This window comes from Microcystis sp. MC19, from assembly GCF_003019735.1.
GTDB lineage: Bacteria > Cyanobacteriota > Cyanobacteriia > Cyanobacteriales > Microcystaceae > Microcystis.
This window is the reverse complement of the sequence record NZ_CP020664.1, coordinates 4,716,108-4,731,911: the sequence shown is the minus strand read 5'-3', so window position 1 is coordinate 4,731,911 and position 15,804 is coordinate 4,716,108. Positions and strand designations below refer to the sequence as shown.

At 41.8% G+C, this 15,804-nt stretch carries 12 protein-coding genes; 7 read left to right on the top strand and 5 right to left on the bottom strand.

The annotated features are described in order from the left end of the window. Nucleotides 1–45: 45 nt before the first annotated feature. From uppS to B5D77_RS24085, 5 genes are all read right to left on the bottom strand, one after another. Nucleotides 46–738: a polyprenyl diphosphate synthase gene (gene uppS / locus B5D77_RS24105; RefSeq protein WP_008199671.1), complete on the bottom strand. Its 693-nt coding sequence runs from the start codon at nucleotides 736–738 to the stop codon at nucleotides 46–48. Between the two features lie 65 nt (nucleotides 739–803). Beyond that, the gene (locus B5D77_RS24100) at nucleotides 804–1,796 is read right to left on the bottom strand and encodes an acetylserotonin O-methyltransferase (RefSeq protein ID WP_232306155.1); all 993 of its coding nucleotides are present in this window, start codon (nucleotides 1,794–1,796) and stop codon (nucleotides 804–806) included. Nucleotides 1,797–1,883: 87 nt separating this feature from the next. Beyond that, nucleotides 1,884–2,456: a chorismate pyruvate-lyase family protein gene (locus tag B5D77_RS24095; RefSeq protein ID WP_008199669.1), complete on the bottom strand. Its 573-nt coding sequence runs from the start codon at nucleotides 2,454–2,456 to the stop codon at nucleotides 1,884–1,886. 471 nt (nucleotides 2,457–2,927) lie between these two features. Next, nucleotides 2,928–5,483 (bottom strand): sulfatase-like hydrolase/transferase, encoded by a 2,556-nt coding sequence (locus B5D77_RS24090; RefSeq protein ID WP_106909804.1) that lies wholly within the window; start codon nucleotides 5,481–5,483, stop codon nucleotides 2,928–2,930. 115 nt (nucleotides 5,484–5,598) lie between these two features. After that, entirely contained in the window at nucleotides 5,599–6,186 is a 588-nt protein-coding gene (locus B5D77_RS24085; protein WP_106909803.1) for a hypothetical protein, read from the bottom strand. 237 nt (nucleotides 6,187–6,423) lie between these two features. On the opposite strand from B5D77_RS24085, the gene B5D77_RS24080 reads away from it, so the two are divergent. From B5D77_RS24080 to kdpC, 7 genes are all read left to right on the top strand, one after another. Further along, nucleotides 6,424–7,842 (top strand): AMP-binding protein, encoded by a 1,419-nt coding sequence (locus tag B5D77_RS24080; RefSeq protein WP_008199666.1) that lies wholly within the window; start codon nucleotides 6,424–6,426, stop codon nucleotides 7,840–7,842. A gap of 3 nt (nucleotides 7,843–7,845) precedes the next feature. Next, complete coding sequence (locus B5D77_RS24075) at nucleotides 7,846–8,127, top strand: acyl carrier protein (protein WP_008199665.1); 282 nt, start codon at nucleotides 7,846–7,848, stop codon at nucleotides 8,125–8,127. 45 nt (nucleotides 8,128–8,172) lie between these two features. Continuing rightward, entirely contained in the window at nucleotides 8,173–9,486 is a 1,314-nt protein-coding gene (locus B5D77_RS24070; protein ID WP_008199664.1) for a coproporphyrinogen-III oxidase family protein, read from the top strand. A gap of 182 nt (nucleotides 9,487–9,668) precedes the next feature. Then, complete coding sequence (locus B5D77_RS24065; RefSeq protein ID WP_253882630.1) at nucleotides 9,669–10,943, top strand: sulfotransferase; 1,275 nt, start codon at nucleotides 9,669–9,671, stop codon at nucleotides 10,941–10,943. A gap of 141 nt (nucleotides 10,944–11,084) precedes the next feature. Then, nucleotides 11,085–14,363: a non-ribosomal peptide synthetase gene (locus B5D77_RS24060; RefSeq protein ID WP_106909801.1), complete on the top strand. Its 3,279-nt coding sequence runs from the start codon at nucleotides 11,085–11,087 to the stop codon at nucleotides 14,361–14,363. Nucleotides 14,364–14,761: 398 nt separating this feature from the next. Next, nucleotides 14,762–14,968 (top strand): potassium-transporting ATPase subunit F, encoded by a 207-nt coding sequence (locus tag B5D77_RS24055; RefSeq protein ID WP_051011164.1) that lies wholly within the window; start codon nucleotides 14,762–14,764, stop codon nucleotides 14,966–14,968. Between the two features lie 2 nt (nucleotides 14,969–14,970). After that, the gene (gene kdpC, locus B5D77_RS24050; RefSeq protein ID WP_008199659.1) at nucleotides 14,971–15,615 is read left to right on the top strand and encodes a K(+)-transporting ATPase subunit C; all 645 of its coding nucleotides are present in this window, start codon (nucleotides 14,971–14,973) and stop codon (nucleotides 15,613–15,615) included. The last annotated feature ends 189 nt before the right edge of the window (nucleotides 15,616–15,804 follow it).

Genomic DNA, 15,804 nt, shown 5'->3' with positions numbered 1-15,804 from the left:
ATTTGATTGCACTCAATGGCTATAGTTGGCTTAATTTGCTTGATCCTATTTTCCAAAGCGACGCTCGCGATTTTGAAACCAGTGGATAGCTTCTTCAATATCTGCCGGATTTAGATCGGGAAAGAAGGTATTTGTAAAGTAGAGTTCACTATAACAACTCTGTAGGGGCATAAATCCAGATAACCGACATTCTCCAGACGTCCGAATAATCAGATCTGGCGGCGGACAAAATTGATCCATTAGCTGATGAGGTTCGATCTCTTCAGGTTTAACCCCCTTTTCTACTAGGCGGCGGACTGCGCGGATTATCTCATCTTCACCACCGTAGTCTAGGGCAAAATTGAAGATGTGACCGGTCATTCCTTTGGTGCTATGCTCTACCTCCTCAACAATAGACAAGAGATGTTCAGGAAGGCGATCTTTTCTACCTAAGTGTCGCAACTGTACTGAGTATTCAACCGATAAGGGCAATAAATTGCTGAGAAACTGACTAAAAACATCCATTAAGTTGTCAACTTCGCTATCGGAACGCTTCCAGTTTTCGGTGGAGAATAGCCACAATGTTGCGGCGTAAATTTCCTTATCCCAAAGCGTTTTTAATAGGGAAGGTGCCACCTCTATAAATGCTTTTCTGTGACCTTCTTGGGGAGATAAGCCCTGATTTTTTGCCCATCTTCTGTTACCGTCTGGAATGATGGCAATATGCTTGAGAGGTTTAGTAGAGATGTTGTTAGTCATAAAATTTTTCCTAATAAGGTTGAATTGAGTAGTTTGGCAAACAGAGCGGTATTTAAGTTTCTGGTTTAGAGTGGAGTAGCTTCAATTAAACTCTCTATAGACTGAGTGTCAATAATTTTAGTTATTTGAAAGCCAGCCGTTTCTAATAATACCCTAAATTCAGATTCCGATCGAATTTTTCCTGAACCTAGCATCCATAAATTGAGATCAGCTAAATTATCCTTCCAACGATTTTTGTGCAAAATTCGATCCACGATTAACAATCGAGAGGATGGGGCCATAGCCTGACGACAGTTTTTGAGAATTTCAAGGGCTTTTTGATCATCCCAATTGAGCAGAATTTTCTTCAATAAATAAATGTCTGCTTTAAGGAAAATGGGGTCAAAAAAGCTCCCAGGAATCAAACTACAACGGTCGATCACTCCCTCTTGTGTTAGTAGATATTTCCCCTGCTCAATACAATAGGGTTGTTCAAATAGCACTCCTTTAATCTGGGGATATTTTTGTAAAATAGCAGCCAGAAATTTTCCGTATCCTCCACCAATATCTGCGACAATTTCCCCGACAGAAAAATCATAAGCGGCCAAAATCAGGGGGTTTTGAATTGCAGTTATATCAACCATTGCTTGATCAAAAACTTCAGCTTGATCAGAATTTTGTTGATGAAACTCTTCAATATTGACACCATACATAGACTCAAAAGCACCTTGACCTGTGGTTAAACTTTGAGTCAGATTTCCCCAACTAGCATAACTTTCTTCTATTTCGGCCATCAGAAAATTGCGAACAGTTCCCTGTTGCTTATCTCTTAAATAAGTTGCTAAAGCAGTGTTTTGGAAATAGTTGGGTTGGGTTTCTTCTAAAATCCCCAGACTGGTTAACGTCCGCAAAAAACGATAAAGTAAATCAGCATGAGTATTGGTTTCAGTGGCTAACTCTTGATAAGATTTTGTTCCATCTGCCAACAGATCAACAATTCCTAATTTGGCGGCCGCATAAATACATTGGCTAATCTGAAAACCCCTTACCATCTGCAAGACAGTGTCTCTATCAGACATTTGCCCGGGATTTTCTCGCTGAAGATTAAACATGATTGAATGAGCAAAGTTGAGATGGTTGTTAATGGAATGACTCCAGAGATATTTTTAGACGAAATAACTCTCGGGAAATTTTTCTGTAATCATCATAATCGCTTGCTTCTGAGAGAAAACACGATAGGTACGAGAAAAAAGTTTTTCTTCTGGACTGATTTTAAAATCCTCAGCCAAATCCCCCGCAGGTTCTTGAGATAAATCAACGATTTCCTTAAAGGTTTCCATCCGATTTTCTAACCAAAGCTTACCGATGGGTTTTCCTGAATTGATTAATTCGTCTTGAAACTTGGTGTCTAGTCTATCAATAACAATAATAGACTCGGCATAAACTAATTTTTTTTGGCTGACTGTACTGCAAAGAAATATTTTTCTTTTGATAATTTTGCTACCTTTTTCAAGATCTAAAACCGGCAAGTCTTCCTCTAAATATACCGCTTCTTCAGACAGTTTAACAATTGACATTTTTTCCAACAAATAAATCTCTAAAATGTCGGTCAGAGTCCCATCGGTTATTAAAATGATTCGCTGGAGTGTGCTTAACTCCGAAAGATTAAGAGGGGTTTTGCTAAAACTATTTTTTAGCAACTCGATTTTACACCGATTCGGTAGTTTCGCTGGCATCATGGCACAATTCCTTAATTTGCTGGATAGATTTAAAGTTAGCCGATCGATGTGCCTAAGCGCTCTCTGGGCATCTTGTTATAACTGGGTAAACACAACCTTAAGCTGGACAATCTACTAAGTAGGGTCTGCTGAAAAAGTTTGTTGGTGGGGGCAGGGTGTGGCCCCCCCAACCCCCCCGACATCGGGGGGGCAGGTGGGGTGTAGGGTTTTACCGATTTTGAGGTAGTCAGTTACCTAATTTTCAGGGAAAAAGTACCTGAATTTTACCCCCGATCCCTCCAATGGTCGGCACTTTTTGAGGTCAAAAAAGTCTAAAAGCCTTATCCAACAAGGTTTTTAGATTTATTCAGCAAGCCCTAAGTAGGTTGGTCTCATTGAATGTAAGACCCAGTGTGGGCGGTATGCTCCCATTACAGGTGGGTGCAAATCAATGGCACCCACCTACTTAGTTGTTTTGCCGCGGCGCTTTGATTAGATTCCCAACCACCACATATCGGGATCAACATCTTTTGCCTGGGCTTTGATCACCTCCTTGTGATCTCGGTGCCGGTAGGAAGACTGAGCTTGGTTAGCCGCATAATCCATGATGGCTTCATATTCGGCCTCGTCTTCCGTCGGCCAATACAGAGGAGGAATAAAATTCTGTTGCTTCATCTCTTCTGTATAGATAGAAAAACGACCCGGAACAGTTTTTAACTTAACCATCTGGGTGATCAATTGCGCGTGTAGTTGCCGGAATTTTTCTAAATATTCTGGTTTACCCGCAACATTGGTTTTTTCCAGAGGGTCATTGACTAGGTCGTACATTTCGTACTCGTAATTAGTCCCCTCGTCGTTAAAGTAAACAGAATATTTCCACTCTTTGGTGCGGATAGTACGGATACGTCGGGGAATGGTTTTGAAAAACCGGGGAGGCAGCGTACCATCATCAAAAGTAAAATGAATGGCATCGCGGACTTCCTGATGGGGATTGGTGAATAAAGGCGTTAGGTCACAACCCTGAAAGGCAAACTGGAACAGATCATATACCCCAGCAAATTTAGCCAGAGTTGGCACTATATCCAAGGTCGTGGCAAAGGAATCGGTACTAACGGCGTTGGGGAACAGATTCGGGTTAGAAATAATCAGAGGAACCCGAAGCACTTCCTCGTAGGCATTGAAAGGCTTTTCTCGCTGACGGTCGTGGGCCAGGCACATTTCCCCATGGTCGGAAGTCCGCACGATTAAGGTATCGTCAATTAATCCCTTAGCTTCAAGGGCATTCAGCACTTCATTGATTTGGTTATCTGCCAGTTTTTTCAGATAGCCGTAGAAGTTAACAAACATCTGCTGAACTTGCTGACTATTGGTAGCGAATTGACCATCTTTTAGTTCTGGTAAATCTTCATACCACACCTTTTCGTCGCTCAGTTCTAAGCGTCGCGCTTCCTTGATCCGTTTTAAGCGTTGATCTTCCTTGACTTGACAGCCTTGTTTAAAAATTTCTTGGACGCTTGGTTTAAAGGATAGATCCTCGAAGACAGTTTCGGGAATGGGAAGATTAAAATCTTTAAAGTCCTCTAGGGAATAGCCAGCATCTTTCTCAAAGGTAGGAGCCACATGAATATCATGGGGATTGACCAAAGACACCACCAAGCAAAAAGGACCGTCCTCGGATTTGTAATTTTCAATAAATTCGAGAACCCCTTGTTCTTCCCGGGGAATGGCCTTGTCAATTTCAACCAAGATCTTTTGCTTTTTCTCTTCCTTTTTCTCCGGGGAAAGTCCACTAAAAGCTCCGCGTCCTTCCTTGGCATCTTGCTCAATGACTTTTTTGACCCCTTCTACACCCCGTAGATAGCGTTCATCATTGTAAAAAATTCCTTTGCCAAACTTGGTTAAATCATTGCGGGCAACTCCCGCATCAAGCGGAGTCCAGCCATCGAAACCGTAGGACTGTTTCATGTATTCGATGTCTTCGCTTGACCACTTATCGGTGTCACTCTTGGGAACGCTCAAGTGCCATTTGCCCTTCCAATAGACCTTATAACCAGCCGCCTTCAGAACCCGAGCTAGGTTCACCTGAGTGGGACTAAGAAGCTTTTGTTCTAGGGATTGTCCGTAGCTATCCTCATAGCGGTTGGTAATATCGGAAAAAGGCTCGGCAATGGTGTTGATGACACCGTGTTGATTGGGATAGGTACTGGTGAGCAGAGTAGCCCGACTGGGAGAGCAGGCCACCGTTACCGTGAACATTTTGTTGAAGGTCAGCCCGTTCTTTTTCAGTCGTTTCAGGGCCGGTAGATGCTCATCTTCAAAGCTTTGCGGCCAGCGTTCAGCAACGGCGGCACTGTCCTGGTCAGTGAGGAAAATGACAATATTGGGTTTAGAGGCTTTGGCAGTTAAGGGGAGTTGTTCTTGCTGCCAAGTTGCCCCGTTAATTGTGCCATTACTGCCCTTACCGGTTTTGTCAGTGACGATATTACCTGAACCTTCATTAAGGGGCCAATAGCCCACCAGGCCTGGTTCATTGCCCTTTAGTCGCCGGTACATATCCCCTTTGATATCCTGTTCCCTTCGGGCAATGTTCCATAGACACACTTCTGTTATTTGTCCATTAAAATACCGTCCCCCTATTCCATCATCCCAACCGATAAACAAGGAGCCGTTATCTGCTTGAATTTTTCCCACATAGTCTTTTCGGGCTACTTCTTCTCCATCAATATACAAACGGATACTCTTACCGTCAAAGGTTCCTGCATAATGATGCCATTGAGTGATGTCTATTTTCGGGTCAACTGCTGTTTCTTGCCAACCCTGGGAAGGGATGCAGAACCTGATTGATTTACCACCAGCAACGGGATATAATACGAAGGCATCCCGTTTACTGACTAAACATCCAGTCTGGTTCCAAGTGGGAGTATTGCTCTTAGCCCAAACAGAAATGGTCATAGATTCAGTTGGGTTAGGATAATTAGGTATCTCTACATAATCTCCTTTACCATCAAAGGACAAAATATTGGACAAAACACTTTGTTGAGCGGACATAAAACGGATCCTTTCTTTACTTAGGGGTTAATTCAATTCAAGGCAACCAACTTAGTTGATGTCATCAAAGACGAAGACGAAATCAGAGTAAAAAACAAGGCATGACTTGAAGTCATTACTCTACAATTTCAATTTTTCTTGGGGAACCAACATCCTCAGACACAACTTCCACCGACTCTATTTGCTGCTTGAGCTTCAGTTTCAGTGCTTGGGTAATCGGTAAACCTTCAACTTCTTTGATTAAGTCTTCCTGAGCTTCCTGTTTACGACGATCTTTATAGATAGCACCAAGAACCGCTTCAATTCCATAGTTTGTCAAGACATCCCCCACCACAGTGGTCAGACTAAGCAGTCCCAAACCACCGAAAACGCCGAGGGGACCCCCTAAAGCTGCCAGAGCGAAGGCAATGGGATAAGTGGTAGCTCCCGAGGTGGATACCGTCACCACGAGAATTACGCCTGGGAGTCCCAAAGAACCAATTCTTTTGGCTACTTCGTCCAAAGAAACCCCCCAGGATGCCAGTTTTTTGCTGATTTCACCCGGGGCAGCCTTTAGTTTTTTGCTGATTTCCTCCCAAGAAAATTCTGAAGCGGCAGCTTGTTCGTTGACATTCTGGGATGAAGATTCATCAGCGCCAGCCTGTTCGTTAACATTCTGGGATGAAGATTCATCAGCGCCAGCCTGTTCGTTAACTTCGTCCATGAGAAACTCCTAAAAATCAATCTCCCGGAGTCTAACACACTTTTACCGAGGGATAAACCTATTTTAAAAATCCTTGACAATTCGTAAATATTCTGATTGACTGGTAGCACTTGCAATGCCTAGACAGCAGACCAACGGCCGCTAAAATTAGCCAATTATCAATAGCGTTTGAGCCGCGTTTACCCTGATTTCTGCCGCCACTATCTCACCCCCATGTAACCTTCCATACCAATGTAAATGTTGAACAGCTTATTTATAGCCCGCATTCCCTCTCTAGACTCGTATCAGTCCAACGTGCTTACCGATGGATGTTTAACCTATTCTTGGCAAGATGTTGGGGAAATATTTGACAATTTGTCAAGCTTTTTCAGGCAAGAAAAAATCGATCTAGCAGACTGCTTGGCCCTGGAATGTGAAAATTCTCTTCCCAGTGCTTTAACCCTGTTATTTTTGTTAGAAAAGGGCTATAGTTTCTTTTTGCAGCCTCAGTCAAACTCGCCCTCTATTATTCCTGAGTTTTGTCGCTATTGCCTCACTCCCAAACTAGAAAAAACTGACAATTTAGATCAGATTAGCAATTGGCTAAAAATTACCGAAAATCATCAATACAAAACCATTGATGATAAAGGTAAAAGGCTGTATATGAGGACTTCTGGGAGTACAGGAACACCCAAAATAGTGGTTCATTCTCAGACTAAATTGCTAGAAAATGTGCTTAACTGTGTGGAAAGATTGAGATTAAATTCAGAGGCGAGAGTGGCGATTCCAGTCCCGATTTATCATCTCTATGGTTTAGGGGCTGCTTTTCTTCCTAGTGTGGCTGTTGGAGCCTCTATTGATTTACAGAAAGGTGCTAACCTTTTACGCTATCTTCAGAGAGAAAAAGACTTTAATCCTAATGTTGCTTTTATGACTCCTAGCTTTTGTGAAACCTTAGTTAAAGGCAGAAAATCAGCCAGAGAGTATAAATTAACAGTGGTGGCGGGAGATCTGATCAAAGAAAACACTTTTATCAAATATGAAGAGAATTTCGGACCCCTAGTTAAGTTATATGGCAGTACAGAAATGGGGGTAATTGCCGCAGGTAGTCCCCAAGAAGAATCATCGCTCCGTTGTCAAACGGTCGGTTTACCTATGCCAGGTGTCCGATTGCAACTTAATAAATCTTTAAACTCGGAAATGTCAGAAGTTGGGGAAATTTGCTGTCAGCATCCCCTGGGTTTTGATGGTTATGTTGATCCGGCAGGAGTGCCGCTGATGTCAACAAATTCTGATGATTGGTTCCCTACTAAAGATTTAGGTAAGCTACATTTAGACGGTCATCTAGAAGTTTGGGGAAGATGCGATCGCAGTATTAACCGGGATGGTCTATTGGTCTTGTTTTCTGACATCGAGAAAAATATGGAAACCTTAGGGGAAATTGAAGCGGTTGCGGTTCAATGCCATGGAGAGAGTCAAAGAGGCAAAGGTATAGTCGCTTTTTGTGTCTTGACAAAAGGGAGTCATCTGTCTGAGAATGAAATCAGAGAATTGTGCTTTGATATACTACCGAAAAGAGCGATTCCAGACCGCATTGTCACTTTGAAAACCTTACCGATGTTACCTAACGGGAAGATCGACCATCAGCAATTAGTCAGTTTTTTACCCAAAGCTTAGAAAATGGCGACAAATATTTTAAATCAACTCAAGACAATTATTGCCGAAAAACTGGACGTCAATCTCAAAATCGAGGAAATTGACGAAACCGCCTCCCTATTTGAAGACGGGTTAGGATTGGATTCCATCGCAGTAGTTGAGTTAATTGCTTTGACAGAACAGCATTTCGAGGTTGAGTTTGCGGAATCGGATTTAAATCTAGAATCCTTTAGCAATCTTAACGTTTTAGCTAGTTGTATTGCCCAGAAAATACCGGCAAGTGAACAATTAACGGTCACAGCTTGATCTAGAGTTAATGCAACCTCAATAACAATACCCTGGTCAAAAACCATGACTTTAACCATCGAACTTCCGAAAACCCAAACGCCGCAACGTTTACCCTTAAATCCTAACTATCCCCCCTTTCGCCAGTGGAAAGCAGGGGTAATCGCCGAAAAACTAGAAGAACAGCCAATCTGTCTCTATGTTCATATCCCCTTTTGTACTCAACGCTGTGCTTTTTGTTATTACAAAACCGTTGACCTAAAAGAGAGCCAAGTACAGGCCTATGTAGATACGCTTTGCCAAGAAATTAAACTCGTTTCCGAAAGATTCAATTTGAAAAACCGACGGATTCAGGCGGTTTATTTTGGCGGAGGAACTCCCACTACCTTAACCGGAAACCAGTTAGTCCAAGTTGTCGAGAATTTACGGGAAAATTTCTCCTACTTTGAAGAAAAGAAACAGTTTTCCGTAGAAGCAGAACCCTTGAGTGTTTCCCCATCAAAAATGAGGGTACTCAAAGAATTAGGGGTAAATCGCCTGAGTTTAGGTGTTCAATCTTTTAATGATCAAATCATCAAACTAAGTGGCAGAGGTCATGACGAAAAACAAGCTTATCGAGCGATCGATGTAGCTCAAAAAGCTGGCGAGGGGCAATGGTCAATTAATATTGACCTATTGAGTGGACTAGCCGGAGAAACTGTAGAAACTTGGCAAGAAAGCTTAGAATGCGCTCTGAAAACCGGTGTAGAAAGCATCACCGTTTATAAAATGGAAGCTTTTGCCAATACCCAAGTATTTGATCAAGGGGTTCGCCAAGAAATTATAGAATTGCCATCAGCAGAGCTAGAAATGCAGTTTATGCAGTTGGCCATGGAGCGATTTGCTCAAGCAAACTATAATCCTTGGAGTCATTTTACCTATGTTAAAAATGACAGCGATTTGGCCACAAGTACCAAACAATATCGCAGTGAATACATTTTTAATATTTGGCACGGAATGGAGTTTTATGGACTGGGAGTCTCTGCTTTTGGCTGTTTAGGGGATTCTCTGTTACAAAATACTAGCGATATGGAGAAATATGCGACCCTTCTGGCCCAAGGCGAACTACCCTTATCTCGCGGTTATAAGCTGACTAGCTTGGACCGGATGGTGCGGGAAGTTTTACTAGGAATCAAGACATTACGTTTTGATTTAATTGCATTTCAGCAAAGACATGGGTTTAAATTACAATCCCTTTGCGGGGAAACTTTGTCAGCGCTTGAAAGAGATGGTTTTGTCACCGTATCTACCCAAGAAATTGAATTAACCGCTAAGGGGATTCTTTATGGGGACTATGTGGGCGAAACTTTAGCAGCATCTCTCAAAAAACTCAAAAGTTAGTAAGTAGGTGGGTGTTAAAAATTGTCAGTTTCCCCCCTTAATCAGGGGGGTCAGAACCCCTTACTCAGTTAAAATCTAGAAACTGGATAATCGCTAACTAATAATTGTTCATTGTTGAAAATGACCCAGATGAGATGTGCAGAACAAACAGTTTAGCTCAGGTCCCACTTAATGATTTACCCGTGCTTACTGCTGCGGAAATTGAGGAGCAAGTAGCCGCTATTTATGGTCTTCTTGAAAATTGCTCCCTTCCCCAGGGACAACTAGAGCAACTGACCGAAAAACTGGCAGAATTTCAAAGCCAATGGCAAGCAGTTTTTGCCAAATTTGGACAAAACTATCGAGGAGAATTAGCCTATCGAGATTTAATCGGGGAATTTAGCCGAAAAATTGCACCATTATTACAAAAATGGCTATCTTCATCCGTGGCAATCCAAGAAATAATTAATCCTATTACTTCCATGCTTTCAACCCTATCCCCTTCCCCACCCCTGAGGGGAAAAGATGGCGAGATGCTTTCTCTGCATCAGAGAAAGCGTTTGTTAATTGCCAAAAAAAAGCACCAATCTCAGCTAGAAGTAGAAGATAAAAACCTCTCAATCCCAGAGTTTGAAAAGCCGATTTTTATTGTTTCTGCACCCAGAGCAGGAAGTAGTTTATTGTTTGAAACCCTGGCTAAATTCCCCGATTTATGGACGATTGGAGATGAAAGTCACGAAATTATCGAAGGAATACCCGCTTTACATCCTGCCGCACGCAATTTTAGCTCCAACCGCTTGGATGAAGGCGATGCTACCCCAGAAATTAGTAAGACTCTGAGAAAAGGTTTTACCCAACAATTACAAAATCGGGAGGGGGTAAAATATTTAAACATTGCTGAAAATGAGCGTCCTAACAAAATTCGTTTTTTAGAAAAAACGCCGAAAAATGCTCTAAGAGTTCCTTTCTTAAAGGCTGTATTTCCTGATGCTCTCTTTATCTATCTTTATCGAGATGCTAGGGAAAATATTAGTAGTTTGTTAGAAGGATGGCGATCGCATCGTTTTATTAGCTATCAACCCTTACCCGGTTGGGAGCATAGTCAGTGGAGTTTTCTGCTCGTACCCGGTTGGTCATCTCTCCAGGAATCTTCTCTGGTAGAAATTGCCGCCTATCAGTGGAAAATGGCTAATTCCTACCTAATAGAAGACCTTCAGTCCCTCAACCCTTCCTGTTGGTGTTCGGTCAATTATCGCGATTTAATTGAACATCCCGGGCAAACCATTAATCATATTGCCCAATTTGCCCAACTGCATCAAGACAAACAAATCGAGCAAATTCTCTCTCAACCCTTACCCATCGCTCAAAGAACCCTATCTGCTCCTAGACAAGAAAAATGGCGCAAACATGAACGGGAATTGGCCACATTATCACCAGACTTAGAAAACATAATTGATTTTTTGCACTATCTTAAGTAGGTAGGTATTGAAAACTTTCAGATGCCCCCCTTATTAAGGGGGGACTAAGGGGGGATCGGCACCCCCCTTATTAAGGGGGGACTAAGGGGGGATCGAACCTAAAATCCATTTTTAATTTAATTATAACCAGCTACTTAAATCATGATTGAAGTACAATTACAGCCAATTGAGGAGAATTTTAGGGCAGAAAATTATTCTTATTCCACCACAATTCATCAATTATTTGAAACCCAGGTGGAGAAGACCCCTAATCAGATTGCGGTAAGTTTTGAAGATTCCTCCTTAACCTATAGGCAGTTAAATGATCGGGCCAACCAAATCGCCCATTATTTAATTGAATTAGGAGTAAAACCAGAACAATTAATAGGAATCTGTGTTGAGCGTTCCCTAGAAATGATCATCGGGGTTTTAGGTGTTCTCAAAGCGGGAGGGGGTTATGTACCCCTTGATCCTGCTTACCCCCAAGAACGGCTAAAATTCATCCTAGAAGATGCCGGTATATCTATCTTATTGACACAGGAAAAACCCCTTATAAATCTCCCCCTTGAGCAGATAAAAGTAATTTTTTTAAATAAAGATCAGTCCCTAGTTCAACAAAGTCAAGAAAACCCTAAAACTGCTGTAAACTCCGACAACTTAGCCTATATTCTCTATACTTCTGGCTCCACTGGCCTACCCAAGGGGGTTTTAATTACTCATAAAGGAGTAGTTAATTTAGCTCAAACAGAAATTAAACTATTTAACTTAAATCCCTCAAGTCGTGTTCTGCAATTTGCTTCCTTAAATTTTGATGCTTCCGTTTCGGAAATCTTCACCGCTATTTGTTCGGGGTCGCAACTTTGTCTAGGAAATTCTAACTCCTTACTTCCGGGGGATAACTTGCTTAATTTTCTGCAAAAAAAAGCTATTACCCATGCACAAATTCCCCCATCAGTATTAGCCGTCCTCCCTCAAGCACCCTTAAAACACCTACAGGTATTAATTGTCGGTGGAGAAGCTTGTCCCCCTGCCTTGATGGCTCAGTGGTCAGTGGGAAGACGCTTTTTTAATGCCTATGGCCCCACCGAGGCCACCGTTGATGCCACCATAGCAGAATGTAGCCCTGATAGTCCCTTAACTATCGGTCGTCCTCTTGCTAATACTCAAGCTTATATCCTTGATGAGTCTCTCAAAAAAGTGGCTGTGGGGGTTGCGGGAGAATTACATATTGGGGGAGTAGGTTTAGCTAGGGGATATCTCAATCGTCCCGAATTAACTGCGGCAAAATTTATTCCCCATCCTTTTGATGATAATCCATCGGCGAGGTTATACAAAACCGGCGATTTAGCCCGTTATCTTCCCGATGGTAATATTGAATGGTTAGGGCGTATAGACTTTCAAGTTAAAATTCGTGGTTTAAGAATTGAATTAGGGGAAATTGAAGGCATCTTAAACGAAAATACCGCCATTCACCAAGCGGTAGTCATTGTCCGTCAAGAGCAGTTAAATGATCCTCAATTAATCGCTTATGCTGTTATTAACCCCACCGTTAAAGTCGAGCAAGTTCTCGCTCAATGGCGCGACTATCTAAAAGAAAAGTTACCCCATTATATGATTCCCCGGGCATTAGTAATTTTAGAAAAGATGCCTTTGACCCCCAATGATAAAGTTGACCGTGCAGCTTTAGCTAAATTGCCCCTAAATTATGATACTTCTCGTCTGGTTACACCGCCACGAAACCCAGAAGAAGAACTATTAACCGCAATTTGGGCGGAGGTTTTGGAATTAGAAAAAGTAGGAATTGATGAGAACTTTTTTCAATTGGGGGGACATTCCCTCAAAGTTATTGCCCTCTGTAAGAGGCTAGAGTTTTATTTTGAAAAAAAGTTTGCTGTAGAAACTATTCTTGATGCCGCAACGGTGGCCGAATTTGCCGAATATTTACGGAAAACTCATCCAGAGCTAATCGAAAAAATTGAGAAGATAAAATTTAATGAGGTAATTAATCCCTTAATCATAGACAAAGATTTCATTGCCGATTCTTCCCTGGAGATTGATTACTTATCTGGCTGTCCTTATTTTCCCTTATCTTTGACTCAACAGAAAAGATGGGCCTATGAAAAATCTAATACAGTCGTCCATTTTTCGGGTAATTTTCGACGACACTACCTTAAAGGAGACCTCAATTTAGCCGCTTTAACAGCCAGCTTGAATGAGATTATCTATCGCCATCAAATATTGCGTGTTACCTTTCGAGAAGTCAACGGTTCCCCCGTTCAGTTAATTAACCCCTACACCGAAAAAAACCTACCCATAATTGATTTACAAACCTGGCCAGAGAACCAGAAAAATGAGGAATTAGCAAGATTATTACAAGAGATTATTAATCAACCCTTCAACTTGATTAATGGCCCTTTAATCAGACTGATATTAATTCGTTTGGATGAGAAGGATCACATTCTCCTCACTCACATCCATGATATTATTATAGACAATTCATCCTTGACGCTCTTTTTTAAAGAATTGGAGCTACTTTATCAGGCTTTTGTCTTAGGTGATTCCTCCCCTTTACCTCCCTTACCTATCCAGTATGTTGATTATGTTCAATGGCAACTAAAATCCTTTAGTTCTCAACTAATTGAACCGAAAATTAACCACTATAAACGTATTTTAGAAGCGGGAGAGTCACCAACCTTAAAAATTCCCCCACACCTGATTTCGCCGTCTAAATCTAGTGATAAATTATCCGATTCATCGGTTTCAAGTCTAGGGACTAATTTTGATTTTGAAATTCCTAGGGATTTCACAGAGAAATTAAACATCCTCTGTCAAGAGCAAAGAATCACTTTATTTATGACTGCACTAACAGCCTTTGCTGTTTTACTCTATAGCTATAGTGGCTGTGAAGATATTATCATCCGCGCTCCCCGTGACGCTCGTAATCATCCACACCTGAAGCCTCTAATCGGTTTAATTAGTAATATAATGTTGCTCCGAGTTAATTTAAGTGGTAATCCTACTGTTAAAGAGTTACTAACGCAAGTGCGAAGGGTAGTATTAGAAGCTTTAGAGTATCAAGATATTCCCTTTGAGCATTTAGCCAAAGTCATCAAACCAGAATATCGCCTTGATAATTCTAGTTTTAAAGCAGTTATTACGGTTTTGTCAGAGTCCCCCGAAGAAGAATTGAAACTACCGGGGTTAGAGGTGACATCTTGGGAAATGGAAGAGTTTGAAGTTAGGCCCGACTTAGAGTTAATACTCTGGGAAAATAAAACTTCCCCAAAACCCTTTCTTAAGGGTTGGTGGCAATATAAAAAAGATTATTTTGAGTTTGATTCAATGACTCAAATTAACCGAGATTTCATGCAGATATGGTCGGAAATTGTTACGAATCCTCATCAGCCAGTTACTATCTTCCAAAATCTTAAAAGTATATAGCATCCCTTACAAAACTTTGTCCCTATCTATGATAGCTTGTAGGTTGGGTTGAGCGATTTAATACTTGCAACAAAACTGATCGAGGCAATGGTTTGAGGAAAACCCAACATTCTTAAAGACATCGGTGCAGTTGAGCTTCCCTCAATCGTCGATATATTTGACAGACAAGAGTTATTATTGTTCAACCCAGAAAATTCAGGTACTTTTCCCCTGAAAATTAGGTAATTGACCAGATGAAAAGCGGTAAAGCCCTATACCCTGCCCCCACGAGAAACTTTTTCAGCATACCCTAACTATGAATTGACAAAAGGGAACAAGACAACCTATCGACAACTACAGCTATTTTCTTGATTTACTGGCAAAAACAAATCTCCAAAAAACTCAACATTCTAATTCTTATGAAAGCAGCCCCTAGAAAATTCCGATTTTTCTGGTATATTTTCTTAAATTTCTGTCTGACAATTCTTTTCTCCCCCATCGTTCAAGCTTCTAGGGGAAGCACTATCGATAGGGGTCAATCCTTCCCATTAATCCTTTTAGGATTAGTCGCCTTTGCTTTATTTATCTATCTGTTCCTTGTCATTTTTATACCGGAGAGGTTTTAATCATGAGTTTTGCACGCGAGGCCGGTAGAGCCATCCGTTCTACCCTAGTTCTCTGGGTAATTACCGCCCTGATCTATCCTTTCTCGATGATCGCCATCGGTCAAATTCTTTTTCCCTTTCAAGCAAACGGGAGTTTGATCACCAATAATCAAGGTCAAGTGGTGGGTTCGGCTCTAATTGGGCAACCTTTCACCAGCGATCGCTATTTCAACGGTCGTCCGAGCACCACCGCCTACAGTACGGCCGCTCCGAAAAACGATCCTAACAAGATCCTGCAAACCGGAATTTCGGGGGCGAGTAACCTGGCCCCTAGTAACCCCGCATTGATTGAGCGAATTCAAGGAAAACCCAATCCCGATCTGGTGAAAGCTATAGAGGGGGAGATTCCCCGATTAGAGAAAGCGGCAATTAAACCCACCGCGGATCTGGTGTACACCTCCGGATCGAGTCTCGATCCCCATATTACCCCAGAGGCCGCCAGGTCGCAGATCGAGCGGGTGGCGCGCTCGCGGGGATTACCGCCGAATCAAGTGGAGATCCTCGTTATCAAAAACACCGACGAGCGCTTTCTCGGCATCTTCGGCGAACCGGGGGTTAACCTGCTGAAACTGAATCTGGCTCTAGATGCGATCGCCAATACCCGATAGGGTTTCTGATCCTACATCCTGTTTAAAAGGTATAGGAAAGTGGCAAGTAGGAAGAGAGAGTTTGCCTTTAAAAACCCCAACTTAGTAGATTTACAAAAATGGTATAGAGCCGCTAAAAAACTAACTAGGGTTGGCTGAATAAATCTAAAAACCTTGTTGGATAAGACTTTTAGACTTTTTTGAAATCCA

What these genes read in the sequence shown, in the direction of transcription:
- uppS (WP_008199671.1), bottom strand. Translation starts at nt 738, where the DNA reads ATGACTAACAACATCTCTACTAAACCTCTCAAGCATATTGCCATCATT.
- B5D77_RS24100 (WP_232306155.1), bottom strand. Translation starts at nt 1,796, where the DNA reads ATGTCTGATAGAGACACTGTCTTGCAGATGGTAAGGGGTTTTCAGATT.
- B5D77_RS24095 (WP_008199669.1), bottom strand. Translation starts at nt 2,456, where the DNA reads ATGATGCCAGCGAAACTACCGAATCGGTGTAAAATCGAGTTGCTAAAA.
- B5D77_RS24090 (WP_106909804.1), bottom strand. Translation starts at nt 5,483, where the DNA reads ATGTCCGCTCAACAAAGTGTTTTGTCCAATATTTTGTCCTTTGATGGT.
- B5D77_RS24085 (WP_106909803.1), bottom strand. Translation starts at nt 6,186, where the DNA reads ATGGACGAAGTTAACGAACAGGCTGGCGCTGATGAATCTTCATCCCAG.
- B5D77_RS24080 (WP_008199666.1), top strand. Translation starts at nt 6,424, where the DNA reads ATGTTGAACAGCTTATTTATAGCCCGCATTCCCTCTCTAGACTCGTAT.
- B5D77_RS24075 (WP_008199665.1), top strand. Translation starts at nt 7,846, where the DNA reads ATGGCGACAAATATTTTAAATCAACTCAAGACAATTATTGCCGAAAAA.
- B5D77_RS24070 (WP_008199664.1), top strand. Translation starts at nt 8,173, where the DNA reads ATGACTTTAACCATCGAACTTCCGAAAACCCAAACGCCGCAACGTTTA.
- B5D77_RS24060 (WP_106909801.1), top strand. Translation starts at nt 11,085, where the DNA reads ATGATTGAAGTACAATTACAGCCAATTGAGGAGAATTTTAGGGCAGAA.
- B5D77_RS24055 (WP_051011164.1), top strand. Translation starts at nt 14,762, where the DNA reads ATGAAAGCAGCCCCTAGAAAATTCCGATTTTTCTGGTATATTTTCTTA.
- kdpC (WP_008199659.1), top strand. Translation starts at nt 14,971, where the DNA reads ATGAGTTTTGCACGCGAGGCCGGTAGAGCCATCCGTTCTACCCTAGTT.